This window comes from Mesorhizobium sp. CA12 (assembly GCF_020165255.1).
In the GTDB taxonomy this organism is placed as follows: Bacteria; Pseudomonadota; Alphaproteobacteria; order Rhizobiales; family Rhizobiaceae; genus Mesorhizobium.
On the sequence record NZ_JAIUHT010000009.1, the window covers coordinates 118,587 to 134,773 of the forward strand.

Genomic DNA, 16,187 nt, shown 5'->3' on the forward strand with positions numbered 1-16,187 from the left:
TGCCGTCGGCGGTCGCGACGGATATCGGCTGTCCCTCGCAAAAATGTGTAGCGGCACTCGGTCTGAAAGCTCGTAAAAACAAATGGTTGAGGTGGCAAGGACGGCACCGGACAATGCGACTTCTGCTTGTTGAAGACGATCCGAGAACCGCGGATTATATCATCAGGGGACTGACCGAGGCCGGCCATGTCTGCGATCTCTTGCGCGACGGTCATGACGGGCTCTTCGCCGCGACCCGCAACGCCTATGACGTGATCGTCGCCGACCGCATGGTGCCCGGCCTCGACGGCCTGTCGATGATCAAGGCGGTGCGTGCCGCCGGCATCCGCACGCCCGCTATTTTCCTGACCTCGATCGGCGGCGTCGACGACCGGGTCGAGGGCCTCGAGGCCGGCGGCGACGACTATCTCGTCAAGCCCTTCGCCTTTTCCGAGCTGCTTGCCCGCATCCATGCGCTCGGCCGCCGGCCGGCGGCGCAGGAGCAGAAGACGGCTTTGCGTGTCGCCGACCTCGAAATGGACCTTATCCAGCGCCGCGTCACCAGGCAGGGCCAGCCGATCGACCTGCAGCCGCGCGAGTTCAGCCTGCTCGAAGTGCTGATGCGCGGCGAGGGCCGCGTCATCACCCGCACCATGTTGCTCGAGCGCGTCTGGGATTTTCATTTCGACCCCAAGACCAGTGTCGTCGAGACGCATATCAGCCGGCTCAGGGCCAAGGTCGACAGGCCCTTCGACGTGCCGTTGATCCACACCGTGCGCAACACCGGCTACAGCCTGCATGTCCCGGCCTGATCTTGCCTCCACAATCGCGGGGCGGCCAACCGCTTCCGCGATCGCATGAGCGGGACGCGCTCCAGCCTGCTGCGCAGCACGCCGTTCCGGCTGGCGCTGACCTTCGCCTTCCTGTTCCTGCTGGCCTTCATCCTGTCGGGCGCGATCGTCTATCAGCTGATGAGCGCCTCGCTCGCCAGGCAGCTCGATCAATCGATCAAGGAGACCTATTCGCTCATCGCCGCGACCCATGCCGAGGGCGACGAGGAAGATCTCGTTTCAACCGTCAGGGATCATGCCCAGTTCAGCCAGGACAAGGACGAAATCTTTTCCCTCACCGATCGGAACGGCAACCGTCTCGCCGGGGACTTCACCGCCTCCAGCCTGCCGGACGGCTTTTCCATCTTCGCCGCCGACTTGCCGGGCGTGCCGCCCGATACCCAATATCGCGCCTATTCGGGCACGGTCGGCGGCAACAAGCTGACGGTCGCCTTCTCGCTCTCGGAAACCGAGGATCTGGAAAGGATCGTGTTGATGAGCTTCGGCTGGGCCACGCTCTTCATCACCGTCCTGGCGATCGGCGGCGGCGCTGTGCTTGCCTCGCGCGTCCAGCGCCGCCTCGACGGCATCGCCAATACCATGGTCGACGTCTCGCATGGGCGTCTCGATGCCCGCATCCCGCTGACCGGCAATGGCGACGACATCGACGCCGTCTCGGCCCAGGTGAATTCCGCGCTCGATCGCCTGTCTGCCCTGGTCGACGGCATGCGGGAGGTGAGCGCCAACATCGCCCATGATCTCAAGACGCCGCTCAACCGGCTGCAGATGATCCTGGAATCCGCCGCCGACAAGACGGTGTCGGGCGAGGATGTCTCGGCCGAGCTGAGCGACGCCCGCGCCGAGAGCCAGCAGATCAACAGCACCTTCGACGCCTTGCTGCGCATCGCCCAGATCGAAGCCGGCGCCCGCAAGGCGCGCTTCGTCGATCTCGATGTAGGACCGGTCGTCGAGACCATTGGCGAAGTCTATGCCGATGTCGCCGAGGACGACGGCAAGTCTCTGTCCACCGTGATCGTTCCGGATACAAAATGGTACGTGCACGGCGACCGCGACCTGCTCATGCAGATGTTGGCCAATCTGGTCGAGAACGCGCTCAGGCATTGCCCGCCGGGCACCGCGATCGAGCTCTCGGTGACCGGGGCAGGCAACCACGTCCTCATTCATGTCCGCGACAATGGCCCGGGCATTCCCGCCGAGGAGCGCGAAAAAGTGTTCCGCCGGCTCTATCGGCTCGATGCCAGCCGCACGACGCCCGGCAGCGGCCTGGGCCTCAGCTTGGTCAAGGCGGTGGCCGACCTGCATGGCGCCGCGATAACGCTCGAGGACCGCAATCCGGGTCTCGGCGTTACCGTCAGCTTTCCGGCCGTGGGAACTCCGGTGACGTCGTCATTCTAGGGCGGAGCAAGGAGCGGAGCGACGCGCGCAGACCCTAGAATGACGATCGCGATGGGCGACGACGGGTGGGCGACCGTCGGCCATTTTTACCGCGCCCCGCCCGCCCGGCGGAAATCGGAGGGCGACATGCCGGCGAGCTTGCGGAAGGACTTGTTGAAGGCGCTGAGCGAGCCGAAGCCCGAGTCCATGGCGACCCTCAACACATTGGCGTCCTCATGCATCAGCAGCGCCTGGGCGTAGCTCAACCGCAGCAGATTGACATATTCGTTGAGCGTCATGCCGGTCGATTTCTTGAACAGGCTCATGGCGTATTTGGGATGGATGTCGGCGGCAGCCGCGATGGTCACACAGTCGACGTCGTAGAGGAAATTCTCGGCGATGAAATCGCACATGCGCCCGACATTGCGCGAGGACTGCTGGTCGAAGGCATTGCCGGCGCCTTGCCCGACCACCCTTTCCGGCACCAGCCGGTAAGGCTCGAAGCGCACCCGCTCGAGCCTCAAGAGCAGCTCGTTGACGGCGTGCTCGGCTCTGGCCGGATCGCCGGAGCGCGCATATTCGTTCCAGCGCTTGAAATTGTCGTTGTCCGACTCGTCGGTCGCATTGGTCACCAGCGTCGCGCCGGTCATCAGCCGGTGGCGTATGTCGGCCGGCAGATGCAGGCGGAAGAAATGCACCAGCGGCAGATGCGCGCCGGCATAAATGGCGTCGTCGGAAAGATCGTCCATCTGGTGCGGCAGGCCGCCCCAGAACAGGCACATCTCGCCGGCCGAGAGCGAGATCTCATGCTCGGCCATGCGGTAATGCACAGAGCCCTGCACGATGAAATTCACCTCGACCTGGGCGTGCCAGTGCGGCTTCAGCATCACCAACGGGTGGTTGTGGAACATCTGCAAAACAAGCGGCAGTCCTTCGACGCTGCTCGCGCCAGGCTGGTAGAACGGACGCTCCGGCATCTTACTTTCCGCCAACTTCTCATTCCCTTCGACGGGGACAAGCCTTCCGCGCCGCATAGTCTAGCCACGCTCACAGTGAGAGAGCAAATGAAATGGGAGGATTTCAATGCGCACTACACTGACCTGCGCCGCGCTTATCCTTGCCCTGGGCTCCGGCCCGGCGCTGGCGCAGTCCGGCGAGATCACCATCTGGAGCTGGAACATCGCCGCCTCATCCCTGAAGGCGACGGTCGAGGGCTTCAACAAGAAATACCCCGACATCAAGGTCACGGTTCAGGACCTCGGTAACCAGCCCACCTATGACAAATCGATCGCCGGCTGCGCCGCCGGCGGCGTCGGCCTGCCCGATATCGTCTCCATCGAGAATGGCGAGGCGGAAAACTACTGGAGCCAGTTCCCGGACTGCTTCGTCGACCTGCACACGCTGGGCTACACGGCGGAAGACCAGAAGAAATTCCCCGATTTCAAGCGTACCGAGCTCGAAGTCGGCGACAAGGCCTATGCCATGCCATGGGATTCCGGCCCGGTCGCCGTTTTCTACCGCCGCGACTTCTACGAGAAGGCCGGCGTCGATCCCGCCTCGATCAAGACCTGGGACGATTTCATCGCCGCCGGCAAAAAGATCCAGGACGCCAATCCGGGCGTGTCGATGACCAATGCCGATTTCAACGGCGACACCGAATTCTTCCGCATGATCTCCAACGAGCAGGGCTGCGCCTATTTCGCCGAGGATGGCCAGTCGATCACCGTGGCCGAGCCGAAATGCGTCGACGCCATGACCAAGGTCAAGGAGATGAAGGACGCCGGCATCGTGTCGTCGGCCGACTGGTCGACCAAGATCACCAACAACACCGCCGGCACCGTCGCCAGCCAGGTCTATGGCGGCTGGTATGAAGGCACGATCCGCACCGAATCGCCGAAGGAGAGCGGCAAGTGGGGCGTCTACCTGATGCCGAGCCTGACCGCCGACGGCCCGCGCGCCGCCAATCTCGGCGGCTCGTCCCTGGCCATCACCTCGGCCTCGAAGAACAAGGAAGCGGCCTACGCCTATCTGAAATACACGCTGGAGACCAATGAGGGCCAGATCACCATGCTGAAGGATTTCGGCCTGGTGCCGTCGCTGATCTCGGCGCTCGACGATCCTTACGTCTCGCAGCCGCAGCCCTATTGGGGCGGCCAGCCGGTCTGGAAGGATATCCTGGCCACGCTGCCCAAGGTGGTGCCGAGCCGCGGCACGCAGTTCCAGAGCGACGCCGAGATCATCGTCCGCGCCGTGCAGACCAAATACCTGGCCAACGGCTATCCCGACGCCAAGGCCGCGCTCGACGACGCCGCCAAGCAGATCGCCGCCGCGACAGGTTTGCCGGTTAGATAGTGCGCTGCCTCCCCTTCTCCCCTTGTGGGAGAAGGTGGATTGGCGCGCAGCGCCAAGACGGATGAGGGGTGTTCCAGCGGAGTGAGACGTTGGCGTTCCCTGGAACACCCCTCATCCGGCCGCTTCGCGGCCACCTTCTCCCACAAGGGGAGAAGGGAAAGACAGACGAAAGGAGGAAGCGAAATGCGCACCCAGAACGCCACCGCGTACCGCTTCCTCACGCCTTACCTTCTGATTTTCGCCATCTTCTGGATTTGGCCGATCATCTCTTCCTTCATCATCTCCTTCCAGGCGACGCGCACCGTGCCGTGGCGCTTCGCGCCGGCATTCAACTGGGGCCGCCTGATCGGCGACCCCGCCTTCTACAATGCGCTGAAGAACACGCTGCTGATCCTGGTCATCCAGGTGCCGGTGATGATTGCGCTGGCGATCGTCATGGCGGTGCTTCTGAATTCGCCGCTGCTTAAAGCCCGCGGCCTCTACCGCTTCGCTTTCTTCGCCCCCGTGGTGGTCGGCGAGGTCGCCTATTCGGCCGTCTTCCGGCTGATGTTCAGCCTCGATTTCGGCATCGTCAACAAGCTCCTGGAGAGCGTCGGCATCTCAAAGATTGACTGGTTCTCCAATGTCACGCCGGCCATGGCGCTGATAATGATCGCGGTCACCTGGCGCTGGGCCGGCTACAACGCCATCATCATCCTCGCCGGCCTGCAGTCGATCCCGGAGGATGTCTATGAGGCGGCGACGCTCGACCGCGTCAGCAGGCTGAAGCAGTTCTTCTACATCACCTTGCCGCTGCTGAAGCCGGTCATCGTCTTTTGCGCCGTGCTGTCGATCATCGGCACCATGCAGCTCTTCACCGAGCCGTTCCTGATCACCGAGCGCGGCGGCCCGGGCGGCGGCACCGAGACGCTCGGCTTGCTGCTCTACCGCCAAGGCTTCCGCTCGCTCAATTTCGGCTACGCCTCGGCCGTTGCCTATACCATGGCGGGGCTCGCCATCGCCATCACCCTGGTGCAGCTCTGGTTGATGAGGGAGCCGAAATGACCTCGCGCTCGCAAGCAAGGCTGGGCCGCGTCATTGCGCTGCATCTTTTCCTGACGCCGCTGGCGCTGGTCTGGCTGTTCCCGCTGTGGATGATGGTGGTGTTCTCCACCATGCCCGACAACGGCATCTTCAGCCCCGGCATCGAACTCCTGCCGCACGACAATTTCCTCGACAATGTCGCCAACCTGCAGCGCGACACCAACTTCATCGGCGCCATCGGCATCTCGGTCTCGGTGGCGGTGACCTACACGGTCCTTTCGGTGCTGCTCACCTCGATGGCCGGCTGGGCGCTGGCGCGCTACGAATTCCACGGCAAGGGCGCTATCGTCGCCATCATCTTCGGCACCATCACGCTTCCCTATGCGGTGGTGCTGATCCCGCAATTCATCATGGTGGCGCGCGACTTCGCCTTGGCCAACACCTGGATCGCGCTGATCGTGCCGCCGCTGTTCAACTCGCTGGGCGTGCTTTTCATGCGCCAGGCTTTCTCGATGATGCCGGCCGAGCTGTTCGACGCCGCCCGCGTCGAAGGCGTCAAGGAATGGCGCATCTTCCTGTTCGTGGCGATGCCGCTGGCCCGCCCGATGCTGGCGGCGCTGGCGATCATCCTCTTCCTCGCCTCGTGGAACAACTATCTGTGGCCGCTGCTGATCAACAGCCAGCCGGGCGCGATGACGGCGCCGGTGGCGCTCGGCACGCTGATCGGCCTGACCAAGGTTTCGTGGGGCGGCATCATGGCCGGCGCCGTCATGCTGACGGTGCCGATGCTCGTCGTCTTCGTGCTCTTGCAGCGCCATTTCATCGCCGGCATCGCCGCCGGCGCGGTCAAATAGGAAGCGCGACATGCCTCGCAGACTGGGACACAGAATGATCCAACCTAGCCATATCTCGCTCTAACATGGCGGCCGTCACCCTCACCAACGTCGTCAAACGCTTCGGCATCTTCGAAGTCGTCCACGGCGCCAACATCGACATCGCCGACGGCGAGTTCGTCGTCTTCGTCGGCCCCTCCGGCTGCGGCAAGTCCACGCTGCTGAGGATGATCGCCGGGCTGGAGGACATCAGCGGCGGCGACATCGCCATCGGCGGCAAGGTGATGAACGATGTCGAGCCGGCCGACCGCGGCATCGCCATGGTGTTCCAGTCCTACGCGCTCTATCCGCATATGACGGTCGAGCAGAACCTCAGCTTCGGGCTGAGGATGAACGGCAATCCGAAGGCCGACACCGATCGCCGGGTGAAGCGAGCGGCGGAAATCCTGCGCATCGACGAATTGATGCAGCGCCGGCCGAAGCAATTATCCGGCGGCCAGCGCCAGCGCGTCGCCATCGGCCGCGCCATCGTGCGCGAGCCGCAGGTCTTCCTTTTCGACGAGCCGCTCTCCAATCTCGACGCCGAGCTCAGGGTCCAGATGCGGGTCGAGATCTCGCGGCTGCACAAGGAGCTCGGCGTCACCATGATCTATGTGACGCACGACCAGACCGAGGCGATGACGCTGGCCGACCGCATCGTGGTGCTCAAAGCCGGCAATGTCGAGCAGATCGGCGCGCCGCTCGATCTCTATGACGACCCGGCCAACCGTTTTGTCGCCGGCTTCATCGGCTCGCCGAAGATGAATTTCCTCAGCGCCAAGGTCGTCGAGACGACGAACAGCGCCGCGATCATCGAACTCGCCCATCACGGCGGCGCCAGATTGCGCAAGCCGCTTTGCGAGACTTTTCCCGCCCTTGGCGCCGAGGTCGTGCTCGGCGTCAGGCCGGAGCATTTCTTCGAGGCCGGCGAGGGCGATTGCGACATCCCGGTCAAGGCCGATGTCGCCGAGCATCTTGGTTCCGTCAGCTACGTCTACGCCAATGCCGGACCCGAGGAGCTGATCGTCGAGCGCGAGGCTTCGCGCCAGCGCGCCAGCGGCGACCATTTCACGGTCTCGATCAAGGCGGAACGGGCGCTGCTCTTCGACAAGGCGGGCGCAAGGATCCGCTGACCCGCAAATTATCTTTGCCGGCATGCCAGGCGTGGCGGCGACCATGGAGAATTCGACATGACATCTGGAAAAATCCGCTGGGGCATTCTCGGACCCGGCAGCATCGCGAAATCCTTTGCGGGCGGCGTGGCGGGATCGCGCAACGGCGAGTTGGTCGCGCTCGGCGCCCGCAATCCCGCCAAGCCGGGCTTGGCCCAGAGCTTTCCGGGCGCGCGCATCCTCGATGGCTATGAGGCGCTGCTCGCCGACACGCAAGTCGACGCCGTTTACATTTCGATCCCGCATCCCGGCCATGCCGAATGGGCGATCAAGGCGGCGGAAGCCGGCAAGCATGTCTTGTGCGAGAAACCGCTGGCGCTGACTGCCTTCGAGGCCGACGCCATGATGCATGCGGCGCGCAAGGCCGGCACCTTTCTCGGCGAGGCCTTCATGTACCGGCTGCACCCGCAGACGCTGCAATTGGTCGAGCTGATCAAGTCGGGCGCCATCGGCGAGATCCGCATGATCAAGTCGAGCTTCGGCTTCGCCATGCCGGGCTTCATGCCGGAACATCGGCTCTATGCCAACGACATGGCCGGCGGCGGCATCCTCGATGTCGGCGGCTATCCGGTGTCGATGGCGCGGCTGATCGCGGGCGCCGCCGCCGGGCAGCCTTTCCTCGAGCCGGACAAGGTTGTCGGCGCCGCCCATCTCGGCCAATCGGGCGTCGATGAGTGGGCCTCGGCGCTGCTGCACTTCCCGGGTGGCATCGTCGCCGAGATCTCCTGCAGCATCTCGCTCAACCAAGACAATGTGCTGCGCATCTTCGGCACCAAGGGTCAGATCGAGGTGCCCGATTTCTGGTTCGCCGGTGGCAACCGCGACGTCGGACCGGGCCGGATCGAGGTGATCCGGTCCGGGGCGGCTCGCGAGGTGATCAGCCTCGACGAGACCCGCCACCTCTACTCCTTCGAGGTCGAGGCCGCCGGCGAGGCGATCCTTGCCGGACGGCAGGAGTTCGCCTGGCCAGGCATGGGCTGGGCCGACAGCCTCGGCACGCTGCGCGTTCTCGACAAATGGCGTGCCGCGGTGGGCCTGGAATATGACATCGAAAAGCCGGCTAAGCGCGTCAACACCCTCTCCGGCCGGCCGCTGCGGACCGATGGCAAAGCCATCGGCAAGCGCGCCATTCCCGGCCTGCCGCGTGCAGTGTCGCTTCTGGCGCTCGGCTTCGAGGATTTCCGCACCTTCTCCTCCGGCTCGATCCTGCTCGACGCCTATTTCGAGGCCGGCGGCAATCTGTTCGACACCGGCTTCGTCTATGGCGCCGGCTACACCGAGACGCTGCTTGGCCAGTGGCTCAGGAATCGCGGCGTGCGCGAGCAGTCGGTGATCATCGCCAAGGGCGCGCATTCGCCGCTCTGTTATCCCGATGTGATTGCGAAGCAGCTGGCGCAGTCGCTCGACCGGCTGCAGACCGACCATGTCGACATCTATTTCATGCATCGCGACAATCCGGACGTGCCGGTCGGCGAGTTCGTCGATGCCATGGACGCAGAGGCCAGGGCCGGCCGCATCCGCGGCCTGTTCGGCGGCTCCAACTGGACGATGGAGCGCATGGACGAAGCGATCTCCTATGCAGAGAAGAACGGCAAGCAGAAGCCTGGCGCGCTCTCCAACAATTTCTCGCTGGCCGAGATGCTGGAGCCGATCTGGGCCGGCTGCGTCACCTCGTCAACCGATGCCTGGAAGGCCTGGCTGGAGTCGCGGCAGATGCCGAACTTCGCCTGGTCGAGCCAGGGCCGCGGCTTCTTCACCGACCGCGCCGGCCGCGACCGGACCGACAATGAAGAGCTGGTGCGGGTCTGGTATTCGGAAAAGAATTTCGGCCGCCGCGACCGCGCCATCGAACTGGCGCGAAAACTCGGCAAGAGCCCGATCCATGTCGCGCTCGCCTATGTCTTGGCGCAGCCCTTCCCCTCGGTCCCGCTGATCGGCCCGCGCACACTGGACGAGCTGGAGGACAGTCTTAGCGCGCTGGATATCAAGCTGACGCCGGAGGATGTGGCGTGGCTGGACGAGGGGCCGGAGAGACGGAGGGCTTAGGGGCCTAACCTTCCGCCTTGCGGCTTTGTGAGGGATGCCGAGACGGCAGAAGGGCCTGTCCCGCTAACCTGTTCTTCGTCATTCTAGGGCGGAGCAAGGAGCGAAGCGACGCGCGCAGACCCTAGAATCCATGCCGTGACGGTTGAGAGCTACCACGGCTCAGAACGCTCACCAGCCAATCCCGCGAAACAGCTCGAACCATTCCGGATTGGTCTTCTCGATCAGTTCAATCTTCCATTGTCGTGGCCACCGCTTCAATGACGTCTCACGCTGAATGGCATCGGTGATGTCGAAATATTCTTCATACCAGACCAGACGCTGCACGCCGTAGCGGCTGGCAAAGCCCGGAGCCTTGGCCGGACTTATGCTCAGGCATCCGGCGAGCAAGGTCGTTGGTGACGCCGATATAGATCGTGCCGCCTTTCTGGCTTGCGGTCATGTAGACGTAGCCTGTCATGCTGAGATCCTACGTAGCGCTATCGCCAACGGCCATTTTTGGGCCGTTGCATTCTACGGCCAAAGTCACGGCATGGATTCTAGGGTCTGCGCGCGTCGCTTCGCTCCTTGCTCCGCCCTAGAATGACGAAGGTGCGCCGGCGCTCTACGCGAGGCATCCCTCTGTCGCCTTCGGCGACATCTCCCCCTCAAGGGTGGAGATTTGGCGCTACCGATCCACCCGCGTCGACAAAATAATCGACGACGACGTCCGCTCTACCCCCTCCATCGCCCCAATCCGATCTAGCAGCGCGTCGAGGTCGCGGATGGACGGCGCGTCGACGATGACGATCATGTCGAAATTGCCGCTCACCGAATGCACCGTGCGGACCGGCGGCATCGCCGCGAGGCTGCGCACCACCTTGTCGGCGAGCTTCGGCGTCACGGTGAGCAGCACATGCGCCTTGACCAGCCCTTGCTCATAATCGGGCGACAGCCTGACCCCATAGCCCGTGATGATGCCGCGCTGCTCCAGCCGCTCGATGCGGCTCTGCACCGTGGTGCGCGACACGCAGAGCTGACGCGCGAGCTCGGCGGTCGAGGCGCGGGCGTTGGCGCGCAACAAGGTAAGCAGCGCCTGTTCGGCTTGACTGATCATTTCGACGAAACCTTTCGGCATATCGCTCAAACTTAAGCTTCATATTGCCAGATTCCACGCTTCCTTTCGACCGGCAAGCTGCGAAGATTCCCGCCAAATCGGAATCAGCATTGGCAGGGGAATTGATCATGAAGAACATCGTTGTCGTCGGCGCCGGCAAAATCGGCTCGACCATCGCCGAAATGCTGAGCGCCACGGGCGACTACCGCGTCACGTTGGTCGACCGCTCGGCGGCTCAGCTTGCCGCCGCTGAACTGCCGGCCGGCATCGCGACGCAGGAGCTCGACATCACTGCCTCGGGTGAGCTCGAAGACGTGCTTGCCGGCAAATTCGCCGTGCTGAGCGCCGCGCCCTTCCACCTCACCACGCGCATCGCCGAGGCGGCCGCCGCCACCGGCGTGCATTATCTCGACCTCACCGAGGACGTCGTCTCGACCCGCCGCGTCAAGGAGCTCGCGCGTGGCGCCAAAAGCGCCTTCATCCCGCAATGCGGCCTGGCGCCGGGCTTCATCTCGATCGTCGCCAACGACCTCGCCAGCCGCTTCGACACGCTGGAAAGCGTGCGCATGCGCGTCGGCGCGCTGCCGCAATATCCGTCCAACGCGCTGAACTACAACCTCACCTGGAGCACCGACGGCGTCATCAACGAATATTGCGAGCCCTGCGAGGCGATCGTCGAGGGCGAGCTGATCGAGGTGCCGCCGCTGGAGGAGCGCGAGGAATTCTCGCTCGACGGCGTCACCTATGAGGCCTTCAACACCTCCGGCGGTCTGGGCACGCTCGCCGAGACGCTGAAGGGCAAGGTGCGCACGCTGAACTACCGCACCATCCGCTATCCCGGGCACGCCGCGATCATGAAGGCGCTGCTCAACGACCTCGGCCTGCGTCATCGCCGCGACGTGCTCAAGGACATTTTCGAGAGCGCCCTGCCGGCGACGCTGCAGGACGTGGTCATCGTCTTCGTCACCGTTTCGGGACGCCGCAACGGTCGCCTGCTGCAGGAGACCTACGCCAACAAGATCTATTCGCAGCGCGTCGGCAACATCGTGCGCAGCGCCATCCAGATCACCACCGCCTCCGGCATCTGCGCCGTGCTCGACATGCTGGCCGACGGCAGCCTGCCGGCCGAGGGTTTCGTGCGCCAGGAAGACATCGCCCTCGACGCCTTCCTCGCCAACCGCTTCGGCCGCGCCTACGCCCAGCACGAGATGGTAAGCCGGCTGGCGAGCTGAGGTCTATTCCTTCTCCCCTTGTGGGAGAAGGTGGATCGGCGCGCAAGCGCCGAGACGGATGAGGGGTGTTCCAGCGGAGTGAGAGGCTTGCTTTCCCTGGAGCACCCCTCATCCGTCGCCTTCGGCGACACCTTCTCCCACAAGGGGAGAAGGGGGAGCTAAACATGCAGCGCGTGGCCCAGCGCCTTCAGCGCCGCTTCCTGAAAACCTTCGCCCTGCGTTGGATGCGCATGGATCGTGCCGGCGATGTCCTCCAGGCGAGCGCCCATCTCCAGCGCCAGGCCGAACGCCGCCGACAGTTCCGATACGCCCTGCCCGACCGCCTGGATGCCCAGCACCAGATGGTTGTCGGCACGCGCCACGACCCGCACGAAACCGTCCTCGCCCTGTTTGGTCATCGCGCGGCCGTTGGCGGCGAAGGGGAACTGGCCGATCTTGATCTCGCCGGCGAGCGCCTTCGCTTCTTCGGGCGACAGCCCGGCGGTGACCAGCTCCGGATCGGTGAAGCAGATCGCCGGAATGGCGCGCTTGTCCCAGCTTCTTTTGTGGCCGGCGACGATCTCGGCCACCATCTCGCCCTGCGCCATGGCGCGGTGCGCCAGCATCGGCTCGCCGGTGACGTCGCCGATGGCAAAAATGCCGCGCATCGAGGTGCGGCACTGGTCATCGATGCGGATGAATTTTCCTGCCATGTCGAGGTCGATCTGCTCCAAGCCCCAGCCCTCGGTCAGCGGCTTGCGGCCGACCGTGACCAGGATCCTGTCGGCGGCGACCTTGGCGTTCCTGCCCTCGGCGGTTTCGACCAGCAGCGCATCGCCCTTGGTCGACAATCCCTTGGCCTTGACGCCCAGCATCACCTCGACGCCGAGCTCGCCGAGCCGCTTAAGCACCGGTCGGGTGAGCTCCGCATCATACTGCGTGAGCACGCGCGGCAGGGCTTCGACCACGGTGATCTTGGCGCCCATCTTGGCGAAGGCCATGCCGAGCTCCAACCCGATATAGCCGCCGCCGACGACCGCGAGCTTCTCCGGCACTTCGCTCAGCGCCAGCGCCTCGGTGGACGAGATGACCGGGCCGCCGAAAGGTAGGAACGGCAATTCGACCGGCGCCGAGCCGGTGGCGATCACCACGGTCTCCGCGTGGATGACCTGCGTGCCGGTCTCGGTCTCGACCTCGACGGTCTTGCCGTCCCGAAACGTCGCCCAGCCTTGTACGGTTTTCACCCTGGCCTTCTTCAACAGGCCGGCCACGCCGCTGTTGAGCCGGCTAACGATGCCGTCTTTCCATGCTATTGTCTTGGTCAGGTCGAGCGTCGGCGCACCGACCTTGATGCCCAGCGGATCCTTGCCGCGGGCCATATGCGCGATCTTCCCGAACTCTTCCGCGGCATGGATCAGCGCCTTCGACGGGATGCAGCCGACATTGAGGCAGGTGCCGCCCGGCTTGCCGAACTCGACGATGACGGTGTCGACGCCGAGCTGGCCGGCCCGGATGGCGCAGACATAGCCGCCCGGCCCGGCGCCGATGACGAGCAGCTTGCAGGAGATTTCTTTCATGGGATCACGCTCTTCCTGATGGCGGAGGCGGCGACGCGCCTTTTCCTTCTCCCCTTGTGGGAGAAGGTGGATCGGCGCGACAGCGCCGAGACGGATGAGGGGTGTTCCAGGGAAAGCCAACGTCTCACTCCGCTGGAGCACCCCTCATCCGTCGCCTTCGGCGACACCTTCTCCCACAAGGGGAGAAGGGGGAGCGCGCATTTCGGCGCCGCGATGTTCGAGACCGACCCCATCTCCCTCAATCCACGAAGATCAGCGCCGGCGTCTCCAGCAGCGCCTTGATGCGCTGCACGAACACCGCGGCGTCCCAGCCGTCGATGACGCGGTGGTCGAAGCTGGAGGACAGGTTCATCATCTTGCGCGGGATGAACTGCGTGCCGTCCCACACCGGCCGCACCATCATCTTGTTGACGCCGACGATCGCCACTTCCGGGTAGTTGATGACCGGCGTCGTCGCCACGCCGCCCATGGCGCCGAGCGAGGTGATGGTGATGGTCGAGCCGGAAAGCTCATCGCGGCTCGCGGTGCCGGCCTTCGCCGCATCGGCCAGCCGGTTGACTTCCGCAGCGCAATCCCACAGGTCGCGCGCCTCGGCATGTTTCACCACCGGCACCACCAGCCCGCTGGGCGTCTGCGCGGCGATGCCGATATGGATGCCTTCATGCCGGTGGATGATGCCGGCATCGTCGTCGAACAAGGCGTTGAGGTTCGGCTGCTCGCCGATCGCCTTGACCATCGCCCGCATCAGGAAAGGCAGCAGCGTCAGCTTGGGACGATCGGCACGCTTCTCCTTGTTGAGGGTGGCGCGCAAGTCTTCCAATGCCGTGACATCGATCTCCTCGACATAGGTGATATGCGGGATGCGCGATTTCGCCAGCGCCATCTTTTCGGCGATCTTGCGCCGGAGCCCAACGACCTTGATGTCCTCGACGCCGTCTTTGCGGGCAAGCCCGGTCGCGCGGGCGACTTGCGGGCCGCGCGCGAGGAATGCGTCAATGTCCTCATGGCTGATGCGCCCGGCCGGACCGCTGCCCGGAACCTGGCGCAGATCGATGCCGGCTTCCTTGGCGCGCAGGCGAACGGCCGGCGAGGCCAGCGGCTTCTCGCCTTCCGCGCGCGGCGCGCCCGAAAGGCTGGGCATGGCGCGATCCTTCTTAACGCCGTCATCCTCGGGCTTGTCCCGAGGATCTGCCGACCTGCGTGGATGCGACGCCAGTTCCGGCGAACCAGCGGATCCTCGGGACAAGCCCGAGGATGACGGCGCTGCGTTTTGCGCAGGGGGAAGACGATCGCCATGGCTCGCTCCAGCGGGGATGCCGTCGGCACCACTCTCGCCTGGCGAGGTGTTTTTCACATTGCCTTCGCCGGCCACCTTCAGCCGCACGATCGGCGAGCCGATCGCCACCGTGTCGCCGATCTCGGCGCCGAGCCACAGGATCTCGCCGTCGACCGGTGAGGGGATTTCGACGGTTGCCTTGTCGGTCATGACGGCGGCGAGAACCGTGTCCTCGCGCACGAGGTCGCCGACCTTGACGTGCCACTCGACAAGCTCGGCCTCGGCGACGCCTTCGCCGACATCGGGAAGCTTTATGACGTGCTCGCCCATCTCAGGCCTCCCCCACTCTAAGCTTCCAATGTTTCGATCAGCGCGCGCCCGACCCGCGCCGGGCCGGGGAAATAGTCCCATTCCTGCGCATGCGGATAGGGCGTGTCCCAGCCGGCGACCCGCGCCACCGGCGCTTCCAGATGGTAGAAGCAGTTCTCCTGCACGAGCGCCACCAGCTCGGCGCCGAAGCCGGAGGTGAGCGTCGCCTCGTGCACGACGACGCAGCGGCCGGTCTTCTTCACCGAGGCGACGATCGCCTCGAGGTCGAGCGGCAGCAGCGTCCTGAGATCGATGACCTCGGCGTCGATGCCGGTCTCCTCGGCCGCGGCTTGGGCAACATAGACCATCGTGCCATAGGCAAGCACCGTCACCGCCGATCCCGGCCTGCGGATCGCCGCCTTGCCGAGCGGGATCGTGTAATGGCCGTCCGCGACCTCGCCCAGCTCATGCTTCGACCACGGCGTCACCGGCTTGTCGTGATGCCCGTCGAACGGGCCGTTATAGAGCCGCTTCGGCTCGAGGAAGATCACCGGGTCCGGATCCTCGATCGCCGCGATCAGCAACCCCTTGGCGTCATGCGGGTTGGAGGGCACGATCACCTTCAGGCCCGAGACATGGGTGAACAGCGCTTCCGGGCTCTGGCTGTGCGTCTGGCCGCCGAAAATGCCGCCGCCGGTCGGCATGCGCACCACGATCGGGCAGGTGAAATCGCCGTTCGAACGGTAACGCAAGCGCGCCGCCTCCGATACGATCTGGTCGTAAGCCGGATAAACATAATCGGCGAATTGCACCTCGACGCAGGGCTTCAGCCCATAGGCGGCCATGCCGATGGCCGAGCCGACGATGCCGGATTCGCTGATCGGCGCGTCGAAGCAGCGGCTCTTGCCGTATTTGGCCTGCAGGCCCTGCGTGGCGCGGAAGACGCCGCCGAAGAAGCCGACATCCTCGCCATAGACGATGACTTGGCTGTCGCGCCCCATCGACACGTCCATGGCGTCACGGATAGCCTCGATCATCGTGCGTCTCGGCAT

General features: G+C 64.6%; 13 protein-coding genes and 1 pseudogene. 8 read left to right on the forward strand and 6 right to left on the reverse strand.

What is annotated here, in order from left to right; all coding sequences use genetic code 11:
- Positions 1-113: 113 nt before the first annotated feature.
- Together LB520_RS16700 and LB520_RS16705 are read left to right on the forward strand one after the other, a co-directional pair.
- Complete coding sequence (locus tag LB520_RS16700) at positions 114-791, forward strand: winged helix-turn-helix domain-containing protein (RefSeq protein ID WP_095769853.1); 678 nt, start codon at positions 114-116, stop codon at positions 789-791.
- A 45-nt stretch (positions 792-836) separates the two neighbouring features.
- On the forward strand, positions 837-2,225 hold the full coding sequence (locus tag LB520_RS16705; protein ID WP_224638205.1) for a sensor histidine kinase: 1,389 nt from the start codon (positions 837-839) through the stop codon (positions 2,223-2,225).
- Between the two features lie 86 nt (positions 2,226-2,311).
- Here LB520_RS16705 and LB520_RS16710 read toward each other — a convergent pair whose 3' ends face one another.
- Positions 2,312-3,181 carry a helix-turn-helix domain-containing protein gene (locus LB520_RS16710; RefSeq protein WP_224638206.1) on the reverse strand — a complete coding sequence of 290 codons (870 nt, stop codon included), beginning with the start codon at positions 3,179-3,181 and terminating at the stop codon, positions 2,312-2,314.
- A 106-nt stretch (positions 3,182-3,287) separates the two neighbouring features.
- Here LB520_RS16710 and LB520_RS16715 point away from each other — a divergent pair, with 106 nt between their 5' ends.
- The 5 genes from LB520_RS16715 to LB520_RS16735 all read left to right on the forward strand — a co-directional run bounded on the left by LB520_RS16715 (position 3,288) and on the right by LB520_RS16735 (position 9,669).
- Positions 3,288-4,556, forward strand: coding sequence for an ABC transporter substrate-binding protein (locus tag LB520_RS16715; protein ID WP_224638207.1), 1,269 nt, complete (start codon positions 3,288-3,290; stop codon positions 4,554-4,556).
- 183 nt (positions 4,557-4,739) lie between these two features.
- Positions 4,740-5,600: a carbohydrate ABC transporter permease gene (locus LB520_RS16720; protein ID WP_224638208.1), complete on the forward strand. Its 861-nt coding sequence runs from the start codon at positions 4,740-4,742 to the stop codon at positions 5,598-5,600.
- Positions 5,597-6,433, forward strand: coding sequence for a carbohydrate ABC transporter permease (locus LB520_RS16725; protein ID WP_224638209.1), 837 nt, complete (start codon positions 5,597-5,599; stop codon positions 6,431-6,433). Before LB520_RS16720 ends, LB520_RS16725 begins: the two co-directional genes overlap by 4 nt.
- Positions 6,434-6,498: 65 nt before the next feature.
- The gene (locus tag LB520_RS16730) at positions 6,499-7,584 is read left to right on the forward strand and encodes an ABC transporter ATP-binding protein (RefSeq protein ID WP_224638210.1); all 1,086 of its coding nucleotides are present in this window, start codon (positions 6,499-6,501) and stop codon (positions 7,582-7,584) included.
- Positions 7,585-7,641: 57 nt separating this feature from the next.
- Positions 7,642-9,669: an aldo/keto reductase gene (locus tag LB520_RS16735; RefSeq protein WP_224638211.1), complete on the forward strand. Its 2,028-nt coding sequence runs from the start codon at positions 7,642-7,644 to the stop codon at positions 9,667-9,669.
- Between the two features lie 168 nt (positions 9,670-9,837).
- Here LB520_RS16735 and LB520_RS16740 read toward each other — a convergent pair.
- A pseudogene (locus tag LB520_RS16740) lies at positions 9,838-10,126 on the reverse strand (GIY-YIG nuclease family protein).
- A gap of 207 nt (positions 10,127-10,333) precedes the next feature.
- Complete coding sequence (locus LB520_RS16745) at positions 10,334-10,762, reverse strand: Lrp/AsnC family transcriptional regulator (RefSeq protein WP_224638212.1); 429 nt, start codon at positions 10,760-10,762, stop codon at positions 10,334-10,336.
- A 128-nt stretch (positions 10,763-10,890) separates the two neighbouring features.
- Here LB520_RS16745 and LB520_RS16750 point away from each other — a divergent pair, with 128 nt between their 5' ends.
- The gene (locus tag LB520_RS16750; RefSeq protein WP_224638213.1) at positions 10,891-11,994 is read left to right on the forward strand and encodes a saccharopine dehydrogenase family protein; all 1,104 of its coding nucleotides are present in this window, start codon (positions 10,891-10,893) and stop codon (positions 11,992-11,994) included.
- Positions 11,995-12,152: 158 nt separating this feature from the next.
- On the opposite strand, the gene lpdA is transcribed toward LB520_RS16750, so the two are convergent.
- From lpdA to LB520_RS16765, 3 genes are all read right to left on the reverse strand, one after another.
- On the reverse strand, positions 12,153-13,550 hold the full coding sequence (lpdA, locus tag LB520_RS16755) for a dihydrolipoyl dehydrogenase (RefSeq protein WP_224638214.1): 1,398 nt from the start codon (positions 13,548-13,550) through the stop codon (positions 12,153-12,155).
- A 238-nt stretch (positions 13,551-13,788) separates the two neighbouring features.
- Positions 13,789-15,156, reverse strand: coding sequence for a dihydrolipoamide acetyltransferase family protein (locus tag LB520_RS16760; protein WP_224638215.1), 1,368 nt, complete (start codon positions 15,154-15,156; stop codon positions 13,789-13,791).
- Between the two features lie 17 nt (positions 15,157-15,173).
- Positions 15,174-16,187: an alpha-ketoacid dehydrogenase subunit beta gene (locus LB520_RS16765; protein WP_140845359.1), complete on the reverse strand. Its 1,014-nt coding sequence runs from the start codon at positions 16,185-16,187 to the stop codon at positions 15,174-15,176.

Coding starts and splice junctions, on each gene's coding strand:
- LB520_RS16725 (WP_224638209.1), top strand. CDS start 5,597: ATGACCTCGCGCTCGCAAGCAAGGCTGGGCCGCGTCATTGCGCTGCAT.
- LB520_RS16730 (WP_224638210.1), top strand. CDS start 6,499: ATGGCGGCCGTCACCCTCACCAACGTCGTCAAACGCTTCGGCATCTTC.
- LB520_RS16715 (WP_224638207.1), top strand. CDS start 3,288: ATGCGCACTACACTGACCTGCGCCGCGCTTATCCTTGCCCTGGGCTCC.
- LB520_RS16710 (WP_224638206.1), bottom strand. CDS start 3,181: ATGCCGGAGCGTCCGTTCTACCAGCCTGGCGCGAGCAGCGTCGAAGGA.
- LB520_RS16735 (WP_224638211.1), top strand. CDS start 7,642: ATGACATCTGGAAAAATCCGCTGGGGCATTCTCGGACCCGGCAGCATC.
- LB520_RS16705 (WP_224638205.1), top strand. CDS start 837: ATGAGCGGGACGCGCTCCAGCCTGCTGCGCAGCACGCCGTTCCGGCTG.
- LB520_RS16720 (WP_224638208.1), top strand. CDS start 4,740: ATGCGCACCCAGAACGCCACCGCGTACCGCTTCCTCACGCCTTACCTT.
- LB520_RS16760 (WP_224638215.1), bottom strand. CDS start 15,156: ATGGGCGAGCACGTCATAAAGCTTCCCGATGTCGGCGAAGGCGTCGCC.
- LB520_RS16700 (WP_095769853.1), top strand. CDS start 114: ATGCGACTTCTGCTTGTTGAAGACGATCCGAGAACCGCGGATTATATC.
- LB520_RS16745 (WP_224638212.1), bottom strand. CDS start 10,762: ATGATCAGTCAAGCCGAACAGGCGCTGCTTACCTTGTTGCGCGCCAAC.
- lpdA (WP_224638214.1), bottom strand. CDS start 13,550: ATGAAAGAAATCTCCTGCAAGCTGCTCGTCATCGGCGCCGGGCCGGGC.
- LB520_RS16750 (WP_224638213.1), top strand. CDS start 10,891: ATGAAGAACATCGTTGTCGTCGGCGCCGGCAAAATCGGCTCGACCATC.
- LB520_RS16765 (WP_140845359.1), bottom strand. CDS start 16,187: ATGCCGAGACGCACGATGATCGAGGCTATCCGTGACGCCATGGACGTG.